At 40.4% G+C, this 24,810-nt stretch carries 21 protein-coding genes and 1 pseudogene; 11 read left to right on the top strand and 11 right to left on the bottom strand.

Features of this window, described 5'->3' with window-relative positions:
• Nucleotides 1-12: 12 nt before the first annotated feature.
• From A5N88_RS18770 to sat, 7 genes and pseudogenes are all read right to left on the bottom strand, one after another.
• Nucleotides 13-1,314 carry a pyrimidine-nucleoside phosphorylase gene (locus A5N88_RS18770; RefSeq protein WP_066268801.1) on the bottom strand — a complete coding sequence of 434 codons (1,302 nt, stop codon included), beginning with the start codon at nt 1,312-1,314 and terminating at the stop codon, nt 13-15.
• A 540-nt stretch (nt 1,315-1,854) separates the two neighbouring features.
• Nucleotides 1,855-2,799 (bottom strand): DNA-binding transcriptional repressor DeoR, encoded by a 945-nt coding sequence (gene deoR, locus A5N88_RS18765; protein WP_412733823.1) that lies wholly within the window; start codon nt 2,797-2,799, stop codon nt 1,855-1,857.
• A gap of 120 nt (nt 2,800-2,919) precedes the next feature.
• On the bottom strand, nt 2,920-3,888 hold the full coding sequence (locus tag A5N88_RS18760) for a hypothetical protein (RefSeq protein WP_066268799.1): 969 nt from the start codon (nt 3,886-3,888) through the stop codon (nt 2,920-2,922).
• A gap of 30 nt (nt 3,889-3,918) precedes the next feature.
• The gene (locus A5N88_RS18755) at nt 3,919-4,725 is read right to left on the bottom strand and encodes a class I SAM-dependent methyltransferase (protein WP_157090798.1); all 807 of its coding nucleotides are present in this window, start codon (nt 4,723-4,725) and stop codon (nt 3,919-3,921) included.
• A gap of 341 nt (nt 4,726-5,066) precedes the next feature.
• Nucleotides 5,067-5,195: pseudogene (locus tag A5N88_RS26420) on the bottom strand (DUF3231 family protein); the annotation flags it as partial.
• A 1,272-nt stretch (nt 5,196-6,467) separates the two neighbouring features.
• Nucleotides 6,468-7,079: an adenylyl-sulfate kinase gene (cysC, locus tag A5N88_RS18750; RefSeq protein WP_066268795.1), complete on the bottom strand. Its 612-nt coding sequence runs from the start codon at nt 7,077-7,079 to the stop codon at nt 6,468-6,470.
• Nucleotides 7,072-8,211: a sulfate adenylyltransferase gene (gene sat / locus A5N88_RS18745; RefSeq protein ID WP_066268793.1), complete on the bottom strand. Its 1,140-nt coding sequence runs from the start codon at nt 8,209-8,211 to the stop codon at nt 7,072-7,074. The genes cysC and sat overlap by 8 nt, the downstream gene beginning before the upstream one ends.
• Before the next feature lie 184 nt (nt 8,212-8,395).
• On the opposite strand from sat, the gene A5N88_RS18740 reads away from it, so the two are divergent.
• On the top strand, nt 8,396-9,160 hold the full coding sequence (locus tag A5N88_RS18740) for a sulfite exporter TauE/SafE family protein (protein ID WP_066268788.1): 765 nt from the start codon (nt 8,396-8,398) through the stop codon (nt 9,158-9,160).
• A gap of 375 nt (nt 9,161-9,535) precedes the next feature.
• Here A5N88_RS18740 and A5N88_RS18735 read toward each other — a convergent pair whose 3' ends face one another.
• The 3 genes from A5N88_RS18735 to A5N88_RS18725 form a co-directional block, all read right to left on the bottom strand.
• Nucleotides 9,536-10,162 (bottom strand): DUF1796 family putative cysteine peptidase, encoded by a 627-nt coding sequence (locus A5N88_RS18735; RefSeq protein ID WP_066268785.1) that lies wholly within the window; start codon nt 10,160-10,162, stop codon nt 9,536-9,538.
• Nucleotides 10,163-10,651: 489 nt separating this feature from the next.
• A complete protein-coding gene (locus A5N88_RS18730; protein WP_066268783.1) occupies nt 10,652-11,569 on the bottom strand; it encodes a hypothetical protein in 918 nt (305 codons plus the stop codon).
• Entirely contained in the window at nt 11,544-12,797 is a 1,254-nt protein-coding gene (locus tag A5N88_RS18725; RefSeq protein WP_066268781.1) for a glycosyltransferase family 4 protein, read from the bottom strand. The genes A5N88_RS18730 and A5N88_RS18725 overlap by 26 nt, the downstream gene beginning before the upstream one ends.
• A gap of 294 nt (nt 12,798-13,091) precedes the next feature.
• Between A5N88_RS18725 and A5N88_RS18720 the strand changes: the two genes are divergently transcribed.
• Nucleotides 13,092-14,096, top strand: coding sequence for an NAD(P)-binding domain-containing protein (locus A5N88_RS18720; RefSeq protein ID WP_198160322.1), 1,005 nt, complete (start codon nt 13,092-13,094; stop codon nt 14,094-14,096).
• Nucleotides 14,097-14,639: 543 nt separating this feature from the next.
• Here A5N88_RS18720 and A5N88_RS18710 read toward each other — a convergent pair.
• The gene (locus tag A5N88_RS18710; RefSeq protein WP_066268776.1) at nt 14,640-15,881 is read right to left on the bottom strand and encodes a glycosyltransferase family 4 protein; all 1,242 of its coding nucleotides are present in this window, start codon (nt 15,879-15,881) and stop codon (nt 14,640-14,642) included.
• 520 nt (nt 15,882-16,401) lie between these two features.
• On the opposite strand from A5N88_RS18710, the gene A5N88_RS18705 reads away from it, so the two are divergent.
• The 9 genes from A5N88_RS18705 (at nt 16,402) to A5N88_RS18665 (ending at nt 24,675) form a co-directional block, all read left to right on the top strand.
• On the top strand, nt 16,402-16,941 hold the full coding sequence (locus tag A5N88_RS18705) for a hypothetical protein (protein WP_066268774.1): 540 nt from the start codon (nt 16,402-16,404) through the stop codon (nt 16,939-16,941).
• A gap of 202 nt (nt 16,942-17,143) precedes the next feature.
• Nucleotides 17,144-18,235, top strand: coding sequence for a non-hydrolyzing UDP-N-acetylglucosamine 2-epimerase (gene wecB, locus A5N88_RS18700; RefSeq protein ID WP_066268772.1), 1,092 nt, complete (start codon nt 17,144-17,146; stop codon nt 18,233-18,235).
• Between the two features lie 35 nt (nt 18,236-18,270).
• The gene (locus A5N88_RS18695; RefSeq protein ID WP_066268769.1) at nt 18,271-19,257 is read left to right on the top strand and encodes a polysaccharide biosynthesis protein; all 987 of its coding nucleotides are present in this window, start codon (nt 18,271-18,273) and stop codon (nt 19,255-19,257) included.
• A complete protein-coding gene (locus A5N88_RS18690; protein WP_066268768.1) occupies nt 19,258-20,085 on the top strand; it encodes a dTDP-4-dehydrorhamnose reductase family protein in 828 nt (275 codons plus the stop codon). It abuts the gene before it with no gap.
• Nucleotides 20,086-20,368: 283 nt separating this feature from the next.
• On the top strand, nt 20,369-21,103 hold the full coding sequence (locus A5N88_RS18685; RefSeq protein ID WP_066268767.1) for a glycosyltransferase: 735 nt from the start codon (nt 20,369-20,371) through the stop codon (nt 21,101-21,103).
• A 47-nt stretch (nt 21,104-21,150) separates the two neighbouring features.
• Complete coding sequence (locus A5N88_RS18680) at nt 21,151-22,134, top strand: glycosyltransferase family 4 protein (RefSeq protein WP_157090724.1); 984 nt, start codon at nt 21,151-21,153, stop codon at nt 22,132-22,134.
• A gap of 85 nt (nt 22,135-22,219) precedes the next feature.
• Nucleotides 22,220-22,933: a glycosyltransferase gene (locus A5N88_RS18675; RefSeq protein ID WP_066268763.1), complete on the top strand. Its 714-nt coding sequence runs from the start codon at nt 22,220-22,222 to the stop codon at nt 22,931-22,933.
• A 269-nt stretch (nt 22,934-23,202) separates the two neighbouring features.
• Entirely contained in the window at nt 23,203-23,964 is a 762-nt protein-coding gene (locus tag A5N88_RS18670) for a sulfotransferase domain-containing protein (RefSeq protein WP_066268760.1), read from the top strand.
• Nucleotides 23,965-24,054: 90 nt separating this feature from the next.
• Nucleotides 24,055-24,675, top strand: a complete 621-nt coding sequence (locus A5N88_RS18665; RefSeq protein ID WP_066268759.1) for a DUF1796 family putative cysteine peptidase — start codon at nt 24,055-24,057, stop codon at nt 24,673-24,675.
• Nucleotides 24,676-24,810: the final 135 nt, after the last annotated feature.

Below are 24,810 nucleotides of genomic sequence, written 5' to 3'. Positions count from 1 at the left end.
TCTGGTGGTTCATTATTGGATTTCTGTATAAATAAGTGTTGGAGCATCTACTTTTTCGTTTACAACCTGGTAAGCTGAGTAGATTTTGTCCATTACCTCTTTGACATCTTTTGTATTGCTGTGGATATAGGCAATCGCTTCGCCTTCATTTACCATATCCCCAACCTTTTTATTGAGCATAACCCCCACAGCAAGATCAATGTCAGATTCCTTCGTCAAGCGTCCGGCACCGAGCATCATAGCGGCAATCCCAATGCTTTCAGCAGTAATTTCAGAAACATATCCCTTTTCCTTCGCAGGTACCTCAATCACAAATTCTGCTGTCGGAAGCTTTTCAGGCTGATCCACTACAGTTGCATCTCCTCCCTGTGAAGCAAGGAAGGTTTTAAAGGTTTCAAGGGCTTTTCCGTTTTTCATTACTTCTTCGAGCATATTCCTTGCTTCTTCAAGAGAAGCAGCCTTTCCTGCCAATGTCACCATATGGCTGCCAAGGGATAAGCAAAGCTCATGAAGGTCTTCTGGCCCTTCACCCTTAAGTGTATCAATGGCTTCTTTTACCTCTAGCGCATTTCCTACTGCGAATCCAAGAGGCTGGCTCATATCCGAGATAATGGCCTTTGTATTTCTGCCTACGCCATTGCCGATTTCAACCATTGCTTGTGCCAATTCTTTTGCATCATCAAGGTTTTTCATGAAAGCACCATTGCCTGTTTTTACATCCAGGACAATGGCATCCGCCCCTGCTGCAATTTTCTTGCTCATAATGGAGCTTGCAATCAATGGAATGGAATCAACCGTTGCCGTTACATCGCGCAGTCCATAAAGCTTTTTATCTGCCGGTGTTAAGTTGGCACTCTGGCCGATAACAGCAATTTTATTCTCATTCACAAGGCGGATAAATTCATCATTTGTAATCTCTACGTGGAACCCAGGAACAGATTCAAGTTTATCAATTGTTCCGCCTGTATGCCCCAATCCTCTTCCTGACATTTTCGCAACAGGAACACCGAGAGCACCAACGAGCGGAGCCAGTACTAATGTAGTAGTATCACCTACTCCTCCAGTACTATGCTTATCTACTTTGATCCCTTGAATGCCTGACAGGTCGATTTGGTCGCCTGACTCCACCATTGCTTGTGTCAGGTTCACCCTTTCTCCCTTAGTCATTCCCTGGAAAAAGACAGCCATTGCAAATGCTGACATTTGATAATCCGGGATCTCATTATTTGTATAGCCTTTTATCATAAAATCAATCTCTTGTTTTGAAAGTTCTTCGCCATTTCTCTTTTTTTCAATTAAGTCAACCATTCTCATTTTAGGATTCCCCCATATATGAAAAAATTGAATGAAGCAGTGAACGCTTACATACAGTGTGAAATAACATTCAATTTACGTTTTTGTCTAGCACAAAATTACTATAACACAAGCATTGAACATATGTACACAACTTTTTGCACATTTGTAAAACACTTTTATTTCCATGAGTGGAAGTTAAATGTAAGAAAAAAACAGAAGCAGAGTTCCTGCCGAAGGTCACTTATAACTAGCTGTTTTCTTATAATAAATCTGGCTGCTATTATGCTTTAAATAGTGTCTAACAAACGGAATTGCTGACAAAAGATTTAACAGCTGCACTAGTATTAAAGACTTAGCCGATGCTTGATTTAAGAAGAGGAGGTAAAACAAAAGGTTCAGTACTTTTGCAGCAGATCCGCTAAGAAAAGCGCAAGCGCCTTGCTAATCGGCTATGTATGTCATCGTCTTCAAAACAAGAAAAGTATCCACAGGTTTAGATTTTTATCATAATCTAAAACACAAAAAAGCCCGGCAGCAGCTGCCAGGCACTATGTTTTTTCAGCCCTTTACATCTAATAAAAACTGGGCCGTATATTGATCTGTAATGAGTACGTTTCCAAAACCGCCCTTTAAAGCTCCGTAAATGCCATTAATCTTATCAGGGCCGCCCGCCACTATGATCGAATACTCTTTCTCCTTTAACTCGCATAAATCGATGCCAAGCGTTCTCTCATTCAGGCTTTCATTGCAGATATTACCGTCTCCGTCGAAGAAACGGGAAGAAATATCGCCTACCGCTTTGGAATAAATCGCATCAAGATCTTCTTTTCCAAAGTATCCCAGTTGAAATAAAAGAGAATCCGGTTTAATCGGCCCGATTGTAAACAAGGCGATATTGGCATTTTTCCCTGTATCGAGGATTTTTCGGATATGCCGGTCCGCTTCCATGGCCTTTTTAACCACTATATGATCGACAATGGCAGGGAGCGGAAGATTCAGCGGGGTGGTGTTAAATGCCTTTCCAAATAAATATAAAATTTCCGATACATAGGTATGCTTTTCAGAATGGCTGATGCCGCCCTTTAGCTGGACGACTTTCACGTCCTTTGCCAGGCTTTGCTTCAGTTCGGTGGCTACGTGATAGATAGTGGTTCCCCAGGTAACTCCGATTGTGTCGCCATCTTTTACAATGCCATCCAAGAAAACAGCGGTAGCTTCACCCAGGTATTTTTTAATAATCGTTTCCTCAAACTGTGGAACCGCTGTCACCACTGCTCTTTTTAAACCGAACTTTTGTTCAAGTTCAGCGGATAATTGTTCATTATTTTCCGAGGTATCCATTATTTTGATTTGGACAATCCCCTCTTTTTTGGCCGTTTGCAAAAGCCTCGAAACAGTTGGCCTTGATACCCCTAGTCTTTTCGCAATTTCATTTTGATTAAAATCCAGGAGATAGTACATTTTTGCTGCCTCGATTGCTTTGTTTCTTTTATCGTCCGACACGTGCATCACCCATTAAATGACATCGTTTTCTTTAGTATATCATTATTATTGAAAAGCGGGTGACAAAATTTCATTCTTTCCCTATTCATTGGTGAAAGAATGTGCACATACATATTCATCTTAAATAACTCCCACTGCCGTGTCTTTTCCTTTCTCCGTTAATTGAGCAGTATGCTGACCAAATAATTCTCCCGCAGCCGAATGAACCCCCCCCCTATCCACTTTTGCCCAGTCAATGATTTCTCCCCTAGCATCATGGCCAAAGAGCATATCAGCGAGCTTTGAAAGAAGGACAAAGCTGGCATAGGCATGAGGATTGTTGGGAGCTGGATCAGCCTGTCTCGAAAATGCTTCTAGCAGGCTTGTAGATGGATCATACATTAATTCTACAAGCTTTGCTCTGTATTCAAGATCACAAGGACCAAGTCTAGGGAAATCCTGATAATCCTTGAAATGCTGGGCCTCATGCTTTAAAAATGATACAAGAAAAGCGGGCTGATTCAGCATTTTTTCATATCGTTTCTTTACACAGTACAAGGCTTCCCTTTTCGCCCATCCGCCTGCTGCCATTTTTCCAAAGGTAGCGAAATGCAGCCAGCTGTGCAGAAGAAAATCATCCATGAAATAAACGGTCACCCTTTGAATGCCGGACGGCAGGATTACCTCGTATTCCTTCTTTTCCTGCCTTCTCCATATATAAGGGCCTCGATAAGGAGCTGTTACTCCTCCCAGAAAGTAAAGTCCCTTTTCTAGGAACTTTTTCTCAAGAGCCTCCTCCGCTTCATCCAGATGTGCAAAATGGCCATCCGCCAAAAGATTCGATAACCTGTTAAGCAAAACTTCTTCAGCGAGCACCTCATTTTCTTTACGTGCCAGCACAGCTGTAAAATAATCAAAGTAACTCTTTAGTACTTCTTTTATCCAAGGATAACTGGTTTTGTAGGGATAAACAGGCTCATGCTGAAAAAAACGTTCCGTGTATTGCTGGAATAAGGCTTCCATGTCATTCCCTTTTTTGGCATGCTTTAAATATTCATAAGCTCCCAGTACATCCCCTTTTAAACAATAAGACAATACCTTCTGTTCCAACGAATTCACTCCCTTCCACTTATACAATGCTTACAACTTTTTCTTTCCAATATAAAGAAGATGTGAAGAGGCTCCCAGCAGATAAGGATCACTTGCTTTATCTATCAGCAAGTCGGTGATTTTCTCTTCTTCTCCTTTATCGCGCCAATATGTCAGTGCTTCTCCAGATAAAAATGTTCCTACGTTTGAACCAATGAGCGCAAGGGGTTCAAAGCCTTGCCTTTCCATAAATGGCTGAATTTCTTCTATATTAAAATAATACGCTCCCGTAAAACGTCCGGCATCCTCGTGGTTGAAACAGCCTGTTTGCATAAATTCCTTAATTTTATGGGAAGAGTGATTCGGCTTCCAATTTTCAGGGGCAAGCAGGGAAGAAAGCATATGCCGCTGTCTTGGCATAAATGCCACGAAAACAATACCCTCCGCCTTTGTCACACGATAAAGCTCTTTAACCGCCTGAATGCGATCCGGTTCTTCCTGCAGATGATACATGGGTCCAAGCATCAGCACCGCATCAAATTGATGATCGTCAAGTTCACTAAGCCATCTGGCATCCGCTGCATAAAATCCATCGAATTGTGTCCTCAGCCCCAGCTCCTCTGCTCTTTCTTCTGCCATTCTGACAAAGCGTGGCGTCAAATCGGTTACCGTTACCCGAAAGCCTTTCTCTGCAAGCTTCATTGAATATTTACCTGGCCCTGCCCCATTATCCAAAATTCGTCCGCCGGCAGGCAAATAACGATTGATGTAGTGCCAGTTCACTTTAAATTCTATAGGCTCGCGATCAAGACGCCCCCATTCATCAAATTGATTATAGTAGTTGACTACCCTGTTCACACCCATCCCCCATCTCCTAAATATTGCATTATTCTGCAAAGACAAATGGTTATCCTCTTTTGAGTGCATTTTGATTAGTTTTTATCAGATGTTCTATAAAATTTTTTTATGTAGGTTGTTGCCCTTGCCTATTACGCTCGCGGAAAGCACGTATTTGGGGTGAAACTCAACCGTCAAGATGATTAAAACGCTGCCTATGTACATTCCCAATCTTGATTTAACTTAAAGGTTGATTGAAGCGAAAAGAAGTGCTTCCAGTGAAAATCAACATGGGTTTGCTCTTGTTTTCCGTGGAAAGGGGACCGCTGATAAATATCTTTAGATAACAGGATGTCATCAATTTAATGTAAAGATATGCATTCATAAAAATGGTCTCTTATATCTTTTCTGGCAGATACATTAAAAGAAAAAGTATATCCAGCTAAGCCGTGCATGGTCATATGATGTATATAAATTAGCCAAAACTTTGCTGTAAATAAGGGAGGAGCATTTAGGTTTACATCTGCCTCGGTAAATCCTTGTGAATACTTTCTATTTTTTTCATATGCTTATTAGATAGCCCTAATGTAAATTTAAAAAGAGAAACGGTCTCGGAATCTTTAATGGTTGCTATCACATGCTTACTAATGCAAGTTGACATTATGTTCCTAAACGTTTTTATTTAACAGAATAGTTGTATTAGAAATCAAATACTCATTTGCAAATAAAAACCATCAACGGGTTTTTTGTCAACTAAAAGGTTTACTTATTTCTCAAAGACACGTTTCAAATTATGATTTTCTTAAAGGATTTTATTTTTAATGGCGTATTGTATTTGCAAGGATATTGTACTGAATATCCCACGTATGGATCCCTTTAATATTGATGGTATCTCCTCTCCTTTAGTGTCTATGGTTATTAAATCAAGATGAGATTTTAATAATAGAAAATGGAGTATAGAAAATCTGATTGCAGAAAATATCAAAGGGATATTGATTTTTGTGAATTTTGCTTCGTGGAACTTCTGCATTAATCAAAAGAGCGCTTTCTTTACAAGAAGTCTTCTTGTATTGTACTGGATTCTAAAACAACACTTATTTTAGATCTAACCCATAGTTAATGCCTTTAATTGTCTATAAAACGAACGTACAAACTCATCTATTGGTGAAAGTACATAAAACGTATGACAAGAGATTTATTACGTGTCATAGATATGCCAAGGTATCAACAGAAGCTCAACAATTGAACATGCAGGGATAGAAAATTACGCAGCTGTCCATGGGGAGCCAGTAGAATTTTACTTAGAGAAACGAAGTGGGTCAAAAGCAGCGCGAGAAGAATTACAAAGAGCCTTAATATAGCTAAGAAAAGAGACACGTTTATTATTTATAAATTAGATCGTAAAAAGAATCTAATGTTTTGTGAAGGGGCCCTTCCAAATTTGAATTGGAAAAGTTAGGCCAAATACATAAGGTTAACTACTTCTGCGAAACATAATGGGCTAGGAAACCGGATTTTATTGTTTATTGACGCTTTTCGTAAAATGGATAAATTCGTATTCTGTCAGTCATCCGAGATCTTTTCAGCCAATATTCAAAAGCTTGTATACTGAAACTAGTGTTTTATTATTTCTTCAGTACAAATAGCAACAAAGTTTACGAAAAAAGCCTATGTAAAAAAAAGATTTTTATGTCCGAAACGGAGGATGAACAAAATTAGCTATCATCCTCATGGCTCCGGATACCCCACTTTAATCCCCTATTTTATCTAGTTAAATACTCATGCTTAATCAAATATTGAATGATGTCATCCGCCCCTTCATCAGCAGATTGCAGTTCAGTGTCGATGGTGATCTCAGGCTGCCTTGGAGGTTGATACGGGGACGAAATACCGGTAAAGTCAGAAATTTTACCCTGCCTGGCCAGTTTATAAAATCCTTTTGGGTCTCTTTTTTCACATGCTTCGATGGAGCACTTTGTATAGATTTCTATAAATTCTCCCTCTTCCAGCAGGCTTCTTACCAGCTGCCGGTCAGACTTATAGGGAGAAATAAAAGCGGTTAGTGTAACAATACCGGCATCAATAAATAATTTAGACACTTCACCGATTCTTCGAATGTTTTCTGTTCGGTCCTGCTGGCTGAACCCTAAGTCCTTATTTAGCCCCAGGCGAACGTTATCACCATCCAGAACATAGGTGGCTATGCCCATCGAAAATAATTTTTCTTCTACACAGCTGGCAAGGGTGGATTTACCCGACCCTGAGAGCCCCGTAAACCAAAGAACAAAGCTATTATGCCCTCTTCGTTTTTGGCGATCTTCCTTCTTAATTCTCATGAAATGCCAGGCAAGATTCTTATCATATGCATCACTCATCGGTTCCCCTCATTTCCTCTATTAAAACATCGATTACCTCAGGCCGGCTGAATTCAGCTGGCGGACGGTCGCCGTTTTTCAGCATTTCTCTGACTTTGGTTCCGGATAAAATAATCCGATCGCTGTCTTTATGAGGACAGGTTTTAACAGAAGCCATACCGGCACATTTTTTACAATAAAAACTATGTTCATAAAACAAAGGGGCAATTTTCAATTCTTGGGCAGAAAAAGACTGGAAAATGATTTGGGAATCATAAGGCCCATAATAATTGCCTACCCCCGCATGGTCACGTCCTACAACAAAATGGGTACAGCCGTAATTTTTTCTTACGAGTGCATGAAGAATTGCTTCTCTTGGCCCAGCATACCGCATGGGGGCGGGGAAAGCTGCCAGCATAGTGTACTGGTCGGAGTAATAGTGCTTGATAATGGCTTCATAGCTTTTCATCCGGGTGGAGGCTTTAATATCATCCTGCTTTGTTTGGCCAACCAAAGGATGTATGAGAAGTCCATCCACAATTTCGAGCGCCGATTTTTGAATATACTCATGGGCACGGTGAATAGGATTTCTCGTTTGAAACGCGACAATGTTTTTCCAGCCTTTGTCATTAAAAGCCTTTCTGGTCTCCGATGGAGTGAGAAAATATTTATCCGAGACCTCCCGCTTGGGAAGCCTGATCATGGTCACCATTCCTCCTGCATAAAGATTCGATTGTTCAAATAACCGTTTTACACCCGGATGATCCGTTTCGGTTGTTTTAAAAATATGCAGGGCTTCGAGAGCAGTGTCCGCCTCATAAAGATCCTCTATCTCCATTACTCCATAAATACATCCATCATGCATCAGATTTACGGTGTCGCCTGTATGAAAAGAAAGACTTCGGTCCTTAGGAACGGGCAGTGTTATTGGAAGTGTCCATACCAATCCATTTTCCAACCGCATATGATGAAGTACACTTTCGTAATCCCCCTTGGACATAAACCCGTTTATCGGACTGTAGGCGCCATTCGCAATACATTCTAAATTGGCCAATGTAAAAGCATCAATCTCTAATGATGCGTGTAAGGGGTTGATAGAATAGGAGGGATCATAAGCATTTATTAATTTACCGCCGTGTGGAGAAATCGTCATTGATTCATTACCTCTCTTTATGAAAAATATTGACGTGAATAGACATCTGTTTTTAAGGGTCTTTTCATGTTGCTGCTATTTGGCATAAAGCCGCGAACATACGGATTTTTCCATTGTACGAAAAGAAGCCATTTACACGAAAACAGCTTGTTAAAAAAACAAAAGACGTTGGGGTGTTTCTTTTATGAGCATAGAGTTTGTTCTAATGGGTTTTTTAGTAGGAGGTCTGGTGGGCCTTACAGGGGTAGGGGGAGCATCCCTTTTAACTCCCTTATTAATTTTTCTCGGCATTAACCCTTCGATGGCTATTGGTACAGATTTTGTCTATAACTCTATTACAAAATTAGCAGGTACCCTCCAGCATGTTAAGCAGCGAACGGTGGACTTTAAGATTGTAAAGTATCTAGCATTAGGCAGCGTTCCCGGCTCCATCCTAGCTAATTTGGCCGTTTTTTCCGTGTTATCTCCCTACTACAATCAACATACTGTAACCATCATTTTAGGTGTCATTTTAGTTCTTCTTTCATTTCTTACCGCTGTCCAGCTCTTTTGGATTCCTGGTAAATCAAATAAATGGAGGCTTAGAAGCCTGAACGAAAAACGGTTCCATCTAATGGGATTGGGATTTATAGTAGGCATGATTGTAGGAGCTACATCTGTAGGAGCTGGCAGCTTCACTGCGCTTATCCTTTTTTATTTTATCAACCAAAAATCCGCTGAGATAGTAGGGACAGATATTGCCCATGCCTTCATTCTCGTAACCGTAACCGGTTTCCTTATGATAGGGAGCGGCCATGTCAATTATCTACTGGCAGGTAATCTGCTGTGCGGCTCTATTCCTGGAACGATTATTGGCAGTAAACTGAGCACAAAAACGCCTCCTAAGCTGCTGCGGATAATCATGATCATCATCATATTAATCAGCGGTTTAAAACTCTTTTTCCCATGAAAAACGTCCCTGCTCATCTGCTATTCCATTCAATCGGTCTTAAAGTCTATAAATAGCTTTACCTCTCTTGTTTTTGGCTCATTCTTTAAAAATGAATGTCTTATAGGAATGAGTCAAAAGCAAGCAATTATCCGTATAGGCCTTTTAAAAACTTGAAAATAAAAACTCGTCCGTTGAAAGACGAGCTTTATTGTAAGGCTCTTTTTCAAAAACTTTATTACTATTATTCACACTAAAAAAATGAGTAAAAGAAAAGATATCCAGCTTTTGAATAGGTTAAGAAGGCTGACGAGAAGACGAATTTATAACATGACCATTTTATATTCTTATTCCTCTGAATACAGATCATGTCTTCATTTGCAGACTTCATTACATCTACACACGAAGATGAACATCACTCAGTATCGTTTTCCAAAGCTGGTCATTTTCCTCCCAAATCTCCTTGTTTGGAAGCTCCACTACGGCGACTCTTTCCACCGGCCACTCTTTTTCAACCAACCCTTGTACGTTTGTATGATTCACAACTAAAATCCTAAAATCATGTTTTACTAAATCAGAAAGGACAGACTCTAATTCTAAAACATCTGCGAAAGATCCTTCCGTGCGAACAAATAGAATACGCTTACTTGTTTCCATTTTCTCTAAGAACCGCTTGATCCGCCTGTTAAATTTCTCTTTCACTTCCGGATAGGCAGCCAGATGGGTAAGGGTGTTTTTGTCTGCTGCAAAGTCATGGTTGGAAAAGATATGATACACTTCATCTTCAACGAGAAGATTATACTCATTTGCATATCCTCTTATGGCAAGGTTCTTAAAGTCCATAAAACCGGCAAAACGATTTTTCAGTAAACGGTTGACATCTGGCAAGGAGTTGGATCCCATCCAATCCAGCACACCTGAGAATGGTCTTAACTGATTCTTTTTCAGTTGGAGCCCTGCCAAACACAGATGCCCCAGGCTAAAAATAGCATCATATTCACCTTTTATTTCCTCTAAACTCATGTTTTCATCTCCTTAAATACACTGATAAGTATTCCTGCTGTTTTGTCCCATACTTTAGTAAATGCACTTGGAACGTAAAAAGGAAGGGCTAATTAACAGTGGGAATGAAAATATGATATACGTACTGATTTCTTAATTAGAGGATTTTTTCGTAAACTTTGTTGGTGTTTGTAGTCAAAAAAATAAAGGAAACGACTGGGTTCCCTTTTAGCTCAATCAAACAGCTTTTTTCTTTCCAATAGGCTCTGTTCATCTTGCCTGTTCATTTCCACTCCAGACGGGCGGATTGGAAGCCGCCTCATGTTGATTTTAGCCTGCGGGGCTCCCTTAACCCGCTTTACCAATCAAAAGTCTTGCGTATCTGCTCCATTCACCAATTAGTCAATATCAGCATTGAGCTTTATCAGACCCTTACCGTCCTTCTTCTCTTTCCTTTCTTGGTCGAATGGACATGGATTTGTAATTGAAAGCCTTTGGAGGACTGCCTCGTCACTCTTTATTTGGACACGAGGCATTCAGTATACTGTCTGGACGCGGGATTCTGTAATCATCTGGTAAAGAAGCCTTCAATGGCCCCCATATACGATCATCCATAAATGTGGCTGCGCCGACATCCGGTTTTATGAATATGGAATGATAAGGGTCGCTTTTATATTTTTTTAAATGGATAAAGATAAATGAATTGGGTATCTCATACCCTGGGGGGAATGAGGCGACTATCTTCTCCCATATCTTGTTATCTACGAATATATACGGGGTTTTATAAGAACCTGGAAAGATATGATGGTAGGCATCACTGTTCATTGGCTTAAGGATATCGTAAATCTCCTGATTCGGCATTTTGTAATTTGCCGGCAATGAAAGTGCAATCTTCCCCCAGATTTGACTGTCGACAAACACGCCCTTGGTTTCCAAGGGTGATGAGAATAAATGATGGTACGTTTCCCCGCTCATCGGTTTAAACACTAGCAAAGAGGAAGAATTCGGAAGTATATATTCTGAAGGCAAAGACTGTTTAATGGCGTTCCACACCTTGTTGTCCACCAGTAAATCAGCATGTGCTGCTGATGCTGAAAACAAACTGTCATACCCTTTACTGCTCATGGATCGGACCATTTCATTCAATGGCGGACCGGGCAATACATAATCCTGCGGCAGGGAAGACGTAATTTGTTCCCAGATTTCACGGTGTACCATCAGCTTCGTTTCTGTATCCGGCGATAAAAACAGTGAGTTATAGGCATCAGAGTGAATTAAAGTAAATGGCTTTACCCTTTTTGTTTCAATAGACGGATCCGTTTCTTCTAAGCGGTTTTTCCTCCAATTCCACAGGCTGTTCCACCATTTTTTCACCGTTGATAATGCCCGGAGGAAGAACGCTTTAATGAATGCTGTCAGTTGTATCATCCCTGTTGCTCTTCCCCCTTTGGTTAATTGCATTTTTGTATACATCCACTACGTTTTTAACCTCTTTATCCAAGGACCAGTGCTGCTGAGCCCATTGTTTCGCATTGGCCCCAAGTTTTTTCCTGCGCTGTTCGTCGTCCAGTAATTGATTTAGATTCTTGTATAATGCCTCTTCATCCCCTGATGGTATAATAATCCCGGTTACCTCGTTTTTCACAATTTCCGGAAGCCCCCCTACATCGCTGACGATCGCGGGCAGTCCTGCCATTTGAGCCTCTATGACCGCTAAAGGCTGATTTTCCAAAAGGCTTGTAAGGACAAAAATATCAGACTTAGCCATTAAACTAGGGACATCATCCCTTTTTCCAAAAAAGAACACATCTTCATCAAGGCCAAGCGCTTTACTTTGTCCCTCCAATTCTGCCTGGTGGTCACCAGAACCTACAATCCAGCACACCCAGTCACTCCGGTCCTTCTTTAAATTGCCAAGAGCATTTATGAGGTGGTGGACGCCTTTTAATTCAACTAGCCTGCCCGAATAAAGAATGACCTTTTTATCCTTCGGCCTCTTTATAGGGGATCCCTCATTTATTCTTTTTAGGAAGCTTTGTGTATCAAACCCATAATGGAACACTTTAATAAGGTTGGAGGGAACATTGAATTCATTTGTTAAAATATTCTTTAGCCATTGATTTGCAACAATGGTGGTTTCCGCAGCGGAGGCACCCACTTTTTCAAGTTCATCAAAATAAGCCCTCGCAAGATAGGAATTGGAGGATTTATGAATGGTTGTTAATTGGTGCCGGATTTCATGGGCAACAGAACCATGCAGCGTGGCGACTAATGCGGTTTTCTTTGGACGGACACGATCTATACTTGCAGTAGAAATAACATCCTGTGTATGGATGACATCATATTTATCCAGTCCAAAATAAGCAGCAGAAAGCTCATAGACATAACGGTGGAACTCGGTATATTCCACTAGTTTATTGGCATAAATCTCAGGATGGGTTTGCGGTGTGAGTTTAGCACGAAGTAAAGGAAGCAGCTGGTCATCTTGCAGCTTTTCATCCTTGTTCACAAGATACACATGGCTGTTATCCTCGCCATACCCCATTAAATCCACTTCATGCCCTAAGGATTCCAGCTTTTTCTGAAGCTGCTCCATATACCGCCATACTCCCCCAACATGTGGAATAGGCCAATACGTGGCAAGTAATATTTTCATCTCTCCATCTCCCTCTTATTTTACTCTATACATTAACCCATCATATTAGTGGAGCCCGCATTGGTATAGTCTGTTAGCCTACATGTCCCTGATTTTTTTCCTGGAAGTAAAAGAAGTCCCTTGTACCTGACAATGAGAACCAAAAAACCACGATTGAATATACATAATTTGTATACAGCGATTGGACTTTTTTATTCTCCCTCCTTATCGCATTGGAAACTAATAAACGGTGGAGTGGTTTTTATCGATGATCATCCGAATTTCCAATTACTAGTTAAAGAGGAACTTGCTTTTTTGCAAGGTGCAAAAAACAAAACGGCAGCTATCATCAGCATGACGGCAAAAAAGTCATCAGATTTCAGGGTTTTGCCAAGGAGAGAGGCCCTCGGGTTTACAGCCATTAACTTTCTTGTAACAGACTTGGACCAGGCAAGGGAATGCCTTTTGATGATAGACGGTAGAGTGGAATATATTTTAATAGATGTTGAGCAAAAACAACATGTCCCTCTTGTAGAAGAAGCCAGAAGGATCATAAAACAATCCAGGATTATTACCTGCAAGCCCAATGATGCGACGATAGAATCCTGTGATTTACTGGTCAGGCACTATTTTAATGATGAAATTGAAAATAAATCCGTACTCGTGATCGGCTCTGGAAATTTAAGCACCAAAACGGCATTAAGGCTGGCGGAAAGAAATGCAAAGGTCAGTATGTATTCAAGGAGCTACACCAAGACAAAAAAAATAGCAGAAGCGTTAAACTTAATCCTGCCAAAATATACACTTCATCAGATCCATGCAATGAAAGAACTGGCGGAACAGCAAGAGCCATTTGACATCATCATTTCTTTTTTATCCGCTGAAAATATAGTAGGACCCGAATACTTATTATTGATAAAAGAGGACACTCTCGTCATAGATGGCGGAGTAAACAATTTTCAAGCCTCCTTTATAAAAGAGGCCCTAAAACAAGGAGCTTCCTGCTATCGATTGGACGTTCGGATCGCTTTTCTCTATAACCTGCTCTTTTTAAGTAATGAAGTGGATTCCTTCTTCATCTGCATAATGGGGAGGAAAACCCTGGATGGTGTTGATTTCGTTTCGGGAGGAATAATCGGAAATGCCGGTGATATTATCGTTGATAGAATCAACAACCCTACTCAAATCATCGGCATTGCCGACGGATACGGCGGTGTAAAAAGCAAGGCTGATTATACAAAAGAGGATGAAAGAAGAATAAATGATATACACAATAACCCTGCATTATTCGAAAAGGCCGATACGCCAGACTCCGAATAAAATTATGGGCATGGAGGGTGACTCAAAAGGTGGTTATAAGCGGCCTTTTGAGTCACCTCTTTTTTATTTTTGAACTAAAAAGGGAAAAGGGAGAAGAACAATTGGTGAGAATAATAGCATGGTGTCTCTGTTAAAAATTTATTTGAGCAGAAAAGAACAGGCAGGATGATCAGAACGCTGTCTATATCTATTTACATTCCCAATTTGAATTTAACTTAAAGGTTGATTGGAGCGGAAGGCACGAGACTCCTGCAGGATCAGCGTGTTTGGGGGGACACCGCAGGAGCTTGCTATGATGAGGCTCCCCAACCCCCCCCCCCGCGAAAAGCGAGTGCCTGCAGCGCAAATCAACCCAGCAGGAAGATCGGGGTACTCCACCATATCTCAGCTAGAGCCAGGAGTAGAAACGAATCCAAAGTTGATTGAAGCGAAAAGAAGTACTTGCAGATTAATAGATATACAAACGAATCATAGACAAAAAAAACATCCAAAATAAGAGACTCCAATATTACGAAGTCTCTTAATAGAATAAAAAGAATTATATTATTCTGCTGCTTCAGCCCGTTTTTTCTCCACTGCATCTTTATATACTTCCAACACCTTTTTTACCCCTTCTTCCAGTGACCAGTGGTGGAAGGCCCACTCCCTAGCTTGATTCCCGAGCTTTTGACGGTAAGCATCATCCTTTAACAGAGAATCGATATGCTGACATAATTCCGCTTCATCTCCAATTCTTGAAATCAATCCGGTTACTTGATGCCTTACCATTTCCGGTAGGCCTCCCGCATCGCTAACGATAACAGCCTTCCCTGCAATTTGGGCTTCAATGACGGATAAAGGCTGATTTTCTATGAGGCTCGGCAGAACGAAAATATCTGAACTTGCCAGCAGCTGCGGAATGTCATCACGTTTTTCCAAAAAAATCAGGTCCCCTTCTATCCCGAGAATTCTGCTCTGTGCTTCCAGCTCCAGCCGCTTCTCCCCTTCTCCAACAATCCAGCAAACCCAATCCTGCCGTACCTTTTTTAATAAACTGAGAGCCTCAATGAGGTGATGAACTCCTTTCAACTGAACAAGTCTCCCGGTATACAAAATCACCTTTTTATCCTTCGGGCGAACAACCGGTTTAAATAGCTGAACAGCCGGCTTCTCATTCATTTGTCTCAAAAAGTCTTCTACATTATAACCATAATGATAGACTCTGAGTTTTTCAGCAGGTACCTTGAATTCATCCGTTAAAATCTTCTTAAGCCATTCATTCGCTACAATGGTCCATTCTGCTGATACGGTCCCTGTATATTCCAATTCGTCAAAGTACCTCCGCACTTCTTCAGAGGTTTGAGAAGAGGATAGCTGCCGCCTCATTTCATGGGCAACACAGCCATGCAATGTTGTCACCAATGCCGGCCCTTTGACATTCAATAGATTTATACAGGCTGTTGAGAGTACATCCTGTGTATGAATAACATCATATTTTTCAAGGCCGAGATAAGCAGCCCCCAGCTCATAAATACGTCTTTCCAATTCACAGTGCTTTACGATGGGATCACTGGGAATGGCCCTTAGAGGATCTGTGGCTAAGCTCTCATTCACTAAAGGAAGCAATTGGGACCTTTCTACTTTCCTAAATTCATTGACAATATAAACATATTGATACTTTTCGCCATAGCCAAGTATATCTACTTCATTTCCTAATGATTCAAGCTTTTTTTTAAGCTGACTGATATAGTTCCATACCCCCCCTACATGCGGAACAATCCAAAACGTAGCAAGCAGGATCTTCATGGTTCATCTCCCTTTTCTTATTCTATTTACATAAATATTTTAAGGAACAAGCTGGTGTATAGACCGATATCCTCTTTCCTGAAACTTATTTATAACGGCTCTTTCACAAACCTTGCCGCCAGTTGACATTTAGAAAAAGATAAAATTAAAGCTTCTGTATGAAACCATGTGAAAATATCTGTTGAATGTTATTTTTTACTCTGATGATTGAAGAGGAAAGTGAGTGCCTGCAGCGGAAATCAATAGCCTATTTATAAGAAAAAACTAATTTCATATTATATAGCTTGCAAAAAAATTTTGGTAAGACGGACAACTTAAAATGTATTCATTGTACGTAAAACAACCTTTATAAAACATGCAAAACAAATACTACTTTTTGAAAAATAAAAATAATTCATTTGTAAATTTTTTATATAAATGGGGGAATCGACTCTTTGATACGTCTATACGTATAATCGAAAAAGCCATACAATATCACATGCCACTAGCTTGGCATAATATTTTTTAGGAGGTCATTCTATTGCCATTAGCATTACAAGCTTTCACAACTCCTTCCAACACTTTGGTCATCGCAGATACTTCTGCACCACCGCCGCCCCTTCCAACCCCAGCTGTCCTAACCACTCCAGCCACGCCTTTCATAGATGGAAATAACGCATATATTTGGTCACCTAACAATGCATCAGGGCAAACAGTCACATTTCAAACCGATTTCATAATTCCCGGTCTTCCAATAGGTGTAGCATTAGGACTTTCAGCTTTTTATGCTTTCGCTGCAAATGAAACAGCTACTGTTACAGCAAACCTTCAGATTGTAAATAATCTCGGAATTGTTATCTTAGATATTCCTTTATTTACAGCATCCAATGGCGGAAATCCAGAAAACGTTGTGTCTGCATCCGGAGATGCTCTGCTTGCAGCCGGTATATTGGACGGAAATACTGCACGCATCAGAGTTGATGCCACTGTAACAGCACCTGTAACACTCCCATACGAACCAGCCAATACAGGAAGATATCTTGGAGAGATTATTGTACGTGACATTGTAGGAATCGGATAAAGTCACTTTCTGATTAAGGAGCAGATACAATTTCGGTTGTATCTTCTCTCTTGATAGAGGAATTCACACTCATTTGTTTGATACCTACCAACGATACTGACTGTATGCAAAAGGCATTCTGGTAAACAGGCATTTTAGATGATATCCAAGAATCGATAACCAGAATACGCACCTTGAAAAATAGGAACAAGGAGTGCAGGCAATGAAAATCATGACCATTTTAGGGACCCGCCCTGAAATTATTCGCTTAAGCTTAATCATAAAAAAATTAGATGTCTTAGCTGAGAAACATATATTGGTGCACACAGGACAAAATTTCACTTCTTCCCTAAACGATATTTTTTTTCAGCAATTAGGAATCAGAAAGCCGGACTATTCATTATCAGCCCAGCAAAACACACTCGGTGGGCAGCTATCGAACATGTATAAAAATCTGGAATCCATCCTCCTGAAAGAAACCCCTGACAAGGTACTGGTTCTGGGAGATACGAACAGCGGATTAAGTGCTATTTTGGCTGAAAGAATGGGCATTCCGGTGTTCCATATGGAGGCAGGCAACCGCTGCTTTGACTTAGAAGTACCGGAAGAGAAAAACCGCCGGGTTATCGATGCTATTTCAAGCTTTAACTTGCCCTACACACCGCAAAGCAAAGAAAACTTAATAAAAGAAGGCGTCCCAAGAAACCGCATTATTGTCTCCGGCAATCCCATTTATGAAGTGTTAGAGCATTATGTAAAAGAAATTGACGGAAACGATATCTTAGACAGATTAAAGCTTAAAAAAGAAGACTATTTTCTTGTTACGATTCATCGTGCTGAAAACGTTGACCATGAAAACCGATTAATAGAAATTATTCAAGGACTGAACTTTGCCGCAAAAAGATATAAAAAAAGATTGATCTGCAGCATCCATCCGCGTACTAAATCCCGAATCGACAACATCCCTTCAATATCTGTAGATCCTCTGGTTGAGTTTCATGAACCCTTTGGTTTCTTTGAATTTGTAAAATTAGAGAAACATGCTTTTTGTGTCTTAACAGACAGCGGGACCGTACAGGAAGAGTGCTGCTTGTTTCATGTACCTACCGTGACAATCCGAAAAACAACGGAACGCCCTGAAACCATTGAGTGCGGAAGCAATATATTATCCGGAATAGATGCGAAACAAATCCTACATTCCATTCAAATTATGGTGAACCAGCCAAAGGTATGGGAATTCCCTGAAGGTTATCATGTTAAAAATGTTTCTGATAAAGTGATTAAATTATTAGCAGGAGGAATGAAAGTTGTTTAATAACAAAGTCATTTTAGTAACAGGAGGAATGAAAGTTGTTTAATAACAAAGTCATTTTAGTAACAGGAGGAACGGGATCTTGGGGGCATGAATTAACCCGGCAGCTTCTCTCCTGCAACCCAAAAGAAATTCGGATATTCTCAAGAAATGAAGCCAGCCAATTTTCCATGAAGCAGGAATTTAACTCCCACCCCAAATTGAACTTTGTGATTGGGGATATAAAAGAAAAAGATGATTTAACGAAAGCATGCAAAAATGTTGATTATCTGTTTCACTTAGCCGCTTTAAAACATGTCCCTGTATGTGAGAACCAGCCAATGGAAGCCTTAAAAACCAATGTACTTGGAACGCAAAATGTCATTGATGCAGCGATAGACTGCAATGTTCAAAAGGTCATTTATATTTCTACAGATAAGGCGTCGGATCCTTCCAACTTCTATGGGCTCTCAAAGGCGATGGGAGAAAGGCTGATTATCCATGCAAATACATTGGATACCAAAACACGTTTTGTTTGTATCAGGGGCGGGAACGTTCTGGGGACAAACGGAAGTGTAATCCATGTTTTTAAAAGGCAAATAAAAGAAAACAATCGTGTCGGCATTACCGACCAAGATATGACCCGCTTTTTTCTAACCGTTCAGGATGCCATTAAGCTCGTTTTTAAAGCTACATTTGAAGCTCTCGGCGGCGAAATCTTTGTCATGAAAATGCCCACATGCAGGATTATCGACCTTGCCCAGGTATTAATCGACGAATCGAAACAAGAAAATGTTGAAGTGGATATCATTGGAGCCCGTCCGGGAGAAAAAATCCATGAATTACTCCTCTCGGAATATGAAAGTAAAACAACTGTAATCTATGATGAAGAATACTACGTTATCCTGCCTTCCATCCACATTGAAGGGCTAAAAGAATATTACAGCCAATGTGAACTCGTTACGTTAGAAACGTATAATTCCAGTACAGGACTTATGAATATGGATGAAATTAAAGCAATGCTCGAGAAGGGAGGCTTCCTGTAAATGAAGGTATTAATCCTTGGAGGAACAGGAATGGCCGGACATGTGATGAAAGAATACTTTAGGCATAATCCTAGATACGAAGTTTCCTACACTTCAAGGGATAAAAACGATCCGGATAGTATTTATTTGGATGCAACCGACTCGAAAAGGCTTGAACATGTTATTGATGAGTTGAGGCCGGACATTGCTATCAATTGCATCGGCATCTTAAATGAAGCCGCTAGCAATGACCCCATGACGGCATTGCAGGTGAACGGCCTGCTCCCTCACCAGCTGGTAAAATTAATGGAGAGGCACCAGGGAAAAGTCATTCACATCAGTACAGATTGCGTTTTTCTGGGGACCAAAGGGGATTACACCGAAGATGAGATCGCGGATGGAATTTCTGTATACGCCAGATCAAAACGATGGGGAGAGATTCTGAGCGATAAACATACAACCATCCGGACTTCCATCATCGGTCCAGAGCTGAACGAAAACGGGATTGGTCTTTTTTTATGGTTTATGAAGCAATCAGGAGTGATTAAGGGCTATGACAAAGTATTTTGGAACGGCGTCACCACTCTTGAATTAGCCAAAGCAGCGGAACAGATGATTGAGCAGAATATTACCGGCCTGTATCACCTTTGCTCTAAACAGAAAATCACAAAATATTCCTTATTAAAATTATTTCAGGAGATTTTCCAAAAAGATGATGTCACCATTATACCGGACAGCGATATTGTACTCGATAGAACCATAAAAAATACGAGGACGGATTTTCTCTACCAAGTCCCAGACTATAAAGACATGCTGATAGAGCTGAGAGATTGGATGCAAAGCCATTAACCTAGCCATTTTGCATAGCATTCTCTGCAGTTAATATTCTAATAAACCCACAGCAAACCAGACGGCCACGCTCTGCTTTATCAGCCTCTCCCCTTCAATCTCCCTGAGTTAAATTATTTTAAGTGTTATATGTACCTAAAAATGTGAGTGAAATAAAAGAATTGCGTACAATCTTTTTTATATGGGTTAGAAATGCAACTAAGACTGATCATTACGAATAGATCTTTTGTAGAAAAACAACACTCTATGCGAAAACAGCAATGAAAAAAAGAGGGATAAACCAATGAAGAAAAAATCTTCTGAAAATCCAAAGGTTTCCATCATTATACCTACTTATAATTGCCGATATACCGACCAGGCTATCATAAGTGCGATGAATCAAACTTATAGTAACAAGGAAATTATTGTGATTGACGATGGCTCAACACAGGAATTTGATAAAATCATTCCCTATTTAAGCTCCATTCGCTACTGCTGGAAGCCAAACGGCGGAACAGGCAGTGCTTTAAACCTCGGAATAGAACAGGCTTCGGGAGATTATTTTTCATGGCTTAGTTCAGATGACCTCTTTGAACCGGATAAGCTGGAAAAACAGGTCTGGTTTATGATCTCCCAACATTATGATGTAAGCTATACCAATTACAGCTTTATAGATGTGGACAGCAACGTAACCGGAAGATCCGTAGGTCTGCATTTTCCCTCCAAGAAGGATTTTTATAACCGTTTTAAAACGTTCTGCCATATCAATGGCTGCACCGTCATGATGAAAATGGATGTCATCAAGAAGGTTGGCTTGTTTAATGAAAACCTTCGTTATACCCAGGACTTCGAATACTGGCTGAGAGTCATTCAGCATTATGATTTTCATTATTTAGATGAGCCCCTTGTAAACTACCGGGTTCATTCCGAATCCGAATCCTTTAAAAGTGCCGATGCACAGCTGCAAGAGATTTACCAGCTCAATGATAAATACCGGCCGATGCTGGAAGAAATGATACAAAAGGAGGAAGAAGCTTGAGGTTTACCTTTCCCATTGTCACTCTCTCGAAAGGGGGAGCACAACGTATGTTAGCCGAAGTGGCAAATGGATTAGCGGAAAAGGGGCATGACATCACCATTCTTTTATCCAAAAGTGGCGTCATTGAATTCGATATGAAGGCTACTATCAAAGTGGTACCCGATCATTTTCCCATAGACTCCTTCCCGCCTGCAGACGTAATTGTTTCGAACTTCTATACAACCGTCCCTCCCTGCCAATTGGCTGCAGAAAAAGGACTCGGCACACATATCCGTTATACCCACTGCTACGAACCCATTTTCATGCCGAATCAGGCAGAAACCTTTCTCAGCTACCATGTCACCCCCCATCTGTTCGTAGTCTCTGAAGCTCAAAAAAAATTAGTAGATGTCAATCACGGCCTGAACGCAAAAGTAATTCCAAATGGCATTAACCCTGTATTTAAAAACCTGCATACAAAAAAAACGAATGGGCCGTTGCAAATCTCTGCCATCGTCCGCCTTAGTGAAGGGGGACTTTGGCACAGACAGCAGAATTACTTAATTGAACAGTTGCGCATTGTGAAGCTGGCGCACCCGGAAGTGCAGATAAACCTTTTTTGTCCGCCAGCTGAGCTAACAATCTCTAAATCACTACAGGAGATAAAAATGCTAAATGAATTCACTTTCCATACGCCTGCAAATGATCAGGAATTGTGCATGTTGTATAACCAGACGGATATTTTTGTCACATCCTCCATTTTTGAGTCGTCCCTTTTAACAGGATTAGAAGCCATGGCATGCGGGGCAGCATTAGTGACTACCTATGCAGGAGGGAATATGGACTATGCAAAGCACTATAAAAATTGCCTGGTATCTTCCCGCATGGACAATCAACTCTCTAAAGATATCATGACCTTGATAAAAGATCCTTTTCTACGACACTATTTAATCGTAAATGGCGAAGCGGAAGCAAAAAAATGGACGATACAGCGTACGGTAGACACCTTTGAAGAAAAAGCCAGAGAAATCCTTACTCGTTTGGGACAATAAAAAGTGGTATATTGAGACACACCATTCCCCACAGGGATGAAGATTCTCCGGCCCGGTCCAATCATTCACATATAGGAGGATTATGATGATCCCCAAGGTCTCCATCATCATTCCATTTTATAATTGCCCCTATGTCGATCAAGCCATCCAGAGTGCACTGAATCAAACCTACCCAAATATTGAAGTGGTTGTAATCGACGATGGCTCAAGCATGTTTATCGAAAAAATAGATTTCTTCCGCAACAGAATCATCTATCTTCGCAAGGAAAACGGCGGCACTGCTACAGCCTTGAATGAGGGCATTAAAACCGCTAAAGGTGATTATATCGCCTGGTTAAGTTCAGATGATTACTTTCTTCCCGATAAGATTGAAAAACAAGTAAAGCTTATGATAGAGAAGAATACAGCGGCCAGCTTTACAAACTATGATTATATCGATGAAAAGAATCGGGTATTGGTTCATCGGAATGGGCCACGTATTTCAAAGCCTAAAGTTCTTTATACCGAAATGCTAAAATACAATGCGATCAATGGCTGCACTACCATGATTAAAAAAACGATCTTCGATGAGATTGAAAGCTTTAACCCTAAATGGCGATTCACACATGATTATGACATGTGGTTCCGCTTGTTATTAACCGGTGTGTCCATTCATTATTTGGATGAAGCACTAGTTAAATTCCGATATCACAAAAATGCTGGCACTAAAAAGTATGCACGGGAAATCCAGCTTGAGGCAGCTGCTTTGGAGAATCATTATCGGCCGCTTCTGGAGGAATATATCCGAGAACATTTTTAGAATAAGGCTTTGTTAAGAGACTATATTTTAGCTCATTCGTGTAAAAAGGTCATTTCACACGAATGAGCTAGAAAGTGATCAGTTATCTAAATCGAAATGAACAGAGCCTTTTATCGATAACAACTGCTTATGCAAAACCTGCCATTCAAGTGGTAGACCGCTAAAGACTTTGAAATGGCGGTTTACTCCAGAATTGCCCGCTAAAAAGCAGGCACTTAAAGCGGAACTCAACAAGCTATTGCAATAGAGCCTATGAAAGGAGCGCCATTATGAAAAATGATCATCAACTTTTTTTCCCTCCATTCTTCTTCAATTCAATACCTAAGAGCGGGACTCATTTAGTCAAACAACTGCTTTTAGGAATACCAGGTATTCAAAACGATGAACTGAAAGGTCTATACGGCGAGCTGTCCTATAATAATGATGCCGTTGAATGGCTGACAAACCTAAAGACCAATGAATTTCTGAATGGACATATCTTTTTTTCCGATGAATGGACTGAGTTATTAAATAAATGTAGCCTGAAACAAATCTTTCTTTATAGAGATCCCCGTGATGTCGTGGTTTCCATGGCTTATTTTATCCCTACTCTGCCAGAACACGATTTATACGAACTGTTTACATCTTCTGATATGACACATAAAAAAAGAATCATGCTGCTGATACAAGGCATTGAAACACATTCACAGCCAGACATCGGAGAGTGGTTTGACTCTTTTTTAAAATGGTCTAACCACCCATCCGTATTGTCCCTTTCATTTGAGGAATTTGTCACGAGCCATTCAAGCTGCCTGGCATCTACACAAGAAATGGCCCGGTTTATCACAGAAGATAAGCTGCCTCCTGATGAACTCGAGCAATTAGCTTTAATCATGATGGAAAATCTTCATCCGCAATCATCCCCGACATTTCGAAAAGGAAAAATTGGCGGCTGGAAGGATGAATTTACAAATGAGTTGAAGGAAGCCTTTAAATTGACAGCAGGAGATGTACTCATTTCTTTAGGATATGAAAAGGATCTTAATTGGTAAGACCTGAGCCCAACCTACACGGCTCCTTCTTTTTCATGGATTTGAACTGTTCGTACGCGTTATCTATTTCTCCTAAGGTGGACTGGTAAAATGCATATAAATGAATTGAAAAGAAGATATTCAGCTATTTATAGCTTAGGACAAAACTGTTATCCCTCCATTCATCTCCGCAGGCTCGGATTAAGGCCGTTTGCCGGTTTCCTAGATTGGAATCTCAGCCATTCTTTAAGCGGCGTGAATCGCCTAATAAAAAATGATTTTCATAATTTCCTGCTTCTTGAAAACCTGGCCTTTACAAACTATTGGCTGGATGGCAAGGAGCTGGCATTCCTTGATACCCTTAATGATATTGAATCTGTCCATGATTTCAAATCTCCACCGAACACCACCACATCCCTGCCCTCCTATCCTGAAGTAAAAGCAAAGTATGATGCACGTATTAAACGTTTCATGGAAAATGCAAATACATGTGAATTGATCCTCTTCGTCCGGCTTGGCGGAACCTATATTGAAATAAAAGAATTGGAAGAAATACTGGAAGAAAAAGTAAAGAACCAATTCCATATCCTTTTTATTACTGAAGCATCGATCCCAAAAGAACCAAAATTAACACACACCTGCATCATTCAAACGCCCATTACAACGGAACTATGTCTTGAAGACACCTTTTGGAATCAAGTATTCGAAGGAATTACAGTAGAAACTCCCTAAGATCGCATTTCAGCTCTGCTCTGTTACATTTCTATCCGTTAACTGCTCGTTTTTTAGCTCATTATTTCAGCTTTGCTAAAGGCTCTTTTCGTAAACTTTGTTCCTATCTGACACAGTAAGTGATAAAAAATCGAG

This window comes from Heyndrickxia acidicola, assembly GCF_001636425.1.
In the GTDB taxonomy this organism is placed as follows: Bacteria; Bacillota; Bacilli; order Bacillales; family Bacillaceae_C; genus Bacillus_AE; species Bacillus_AE acidicola.
This window is presented reverse-complemented; position numbering and strand designations above follow the sequence as displayed.

Excerpts from the sequence above, each read along its gene's own strand:
- A5N88_RS18725 (WP_066268781.1), bottom strand. The coding sequence starts at position 12,797 with ATGAAAATATTACTTGCCACGTATTGGCCTATTCCACATGTTGGGGGA.
- wecB (WP_066268772.1), top strand. The coding sequence starts at position 17,144 with ATGAAAATCATGACCATTTTAGGGACCCGCCCTGAAATTATTCGCTTA.
- A5N88_RS18735 (WP_066268785.1), bottom strand. The coding sequence starts at position 10,162 with ATGAGTTTAGAGGAAATAAAAGGTGAATATGATGCTATTTTTAGCCTG.
- A5N88_RS18740 (WP_066268788.1), top strand. The coding sequence starts at position 8,396 with ATGAGCATAGAGTTTGTTCTAATGGGTTTTTTAGTAGGAGGTCTGGTG.
- A5N88_RS18730 (WP_066268783.1), bottom strand. The coding sequence starts at position 11,569 with ATGATACAACTGACAGCATTCATTAAAGCGTTCTTCCTCCGGGCATTA.
- A5N88_RS18770 (WP_066268801.1), bottom strand. The coding sequence starts at position 1,314 with ATGAGAATGGTTGACTTAATTGAAAAAAAGAGAAATGGCGAAGAACTT.
- A5N88_RS18710 (WP_066268776.1), bottom strand. The coding sequence starts at position 15,881 with ATGAAGATCCTGCTTGCTACGTTTTGGATTGTTCCGCATGTAGGGGGG.
- cysC (WP_066268795.1), bottom strand. The coding sequence starts at position 7,079 with ATGAGTGATGCATATGATAAGAATCTTGCCTGGCATTTCATGAGAATT.
- sat (WP_066268793.1), bottom strand. The coding sequence starts at position 8,211 with ATGACGATTTCTCCACACGGCGGTAAATTAATAAATGCTTATGATCCC.
- A5N88_RS18675 (WP_066268763.1), top strand. The coding sequence starts at position 22,220 with ATGATCCCCAAGGTCTCCATCATCATTCCATTTTATAATTGCCCCTAT.
- A5N88_RS18670 (WP_066268760.1), top strand. The coding sequence starts at position 23,203 with ATGAAAAATGATCATCAACTTTTTTTCCCTCCATTCTTCTTCAATTCA.
- A5N88_RS18665 (WP_066268759.1), top strand. The coding sequence starts at position 24,055 with ATGCATATAAATGAATTGAAAAGAAGATATTCAGCTATTTATAGCTTA.
- A5N88_RS18690 (WP_066268768.1), top strand. The coding sequence starts at position 19,258 with ATGAAGGTATTAATCCTTGGAGGAACAGGAATGGCCGGACATGTGATG.
- A5N88_RS18680 (WP_157090724.1), top strand. The coding sequence starts at position 21,151 with ATGTTAGCCGAAGTGGCAAATGGATTAGCGGAAAAGGGGCATGACATC.
- A5N88_RS18685 (WP_066268767.1), top strand. The coding sequence starts at position 20,369 with ATGAAGAAAAAATCTTCTGAAAATCCAAAGGTTTCCATCATTATACCT.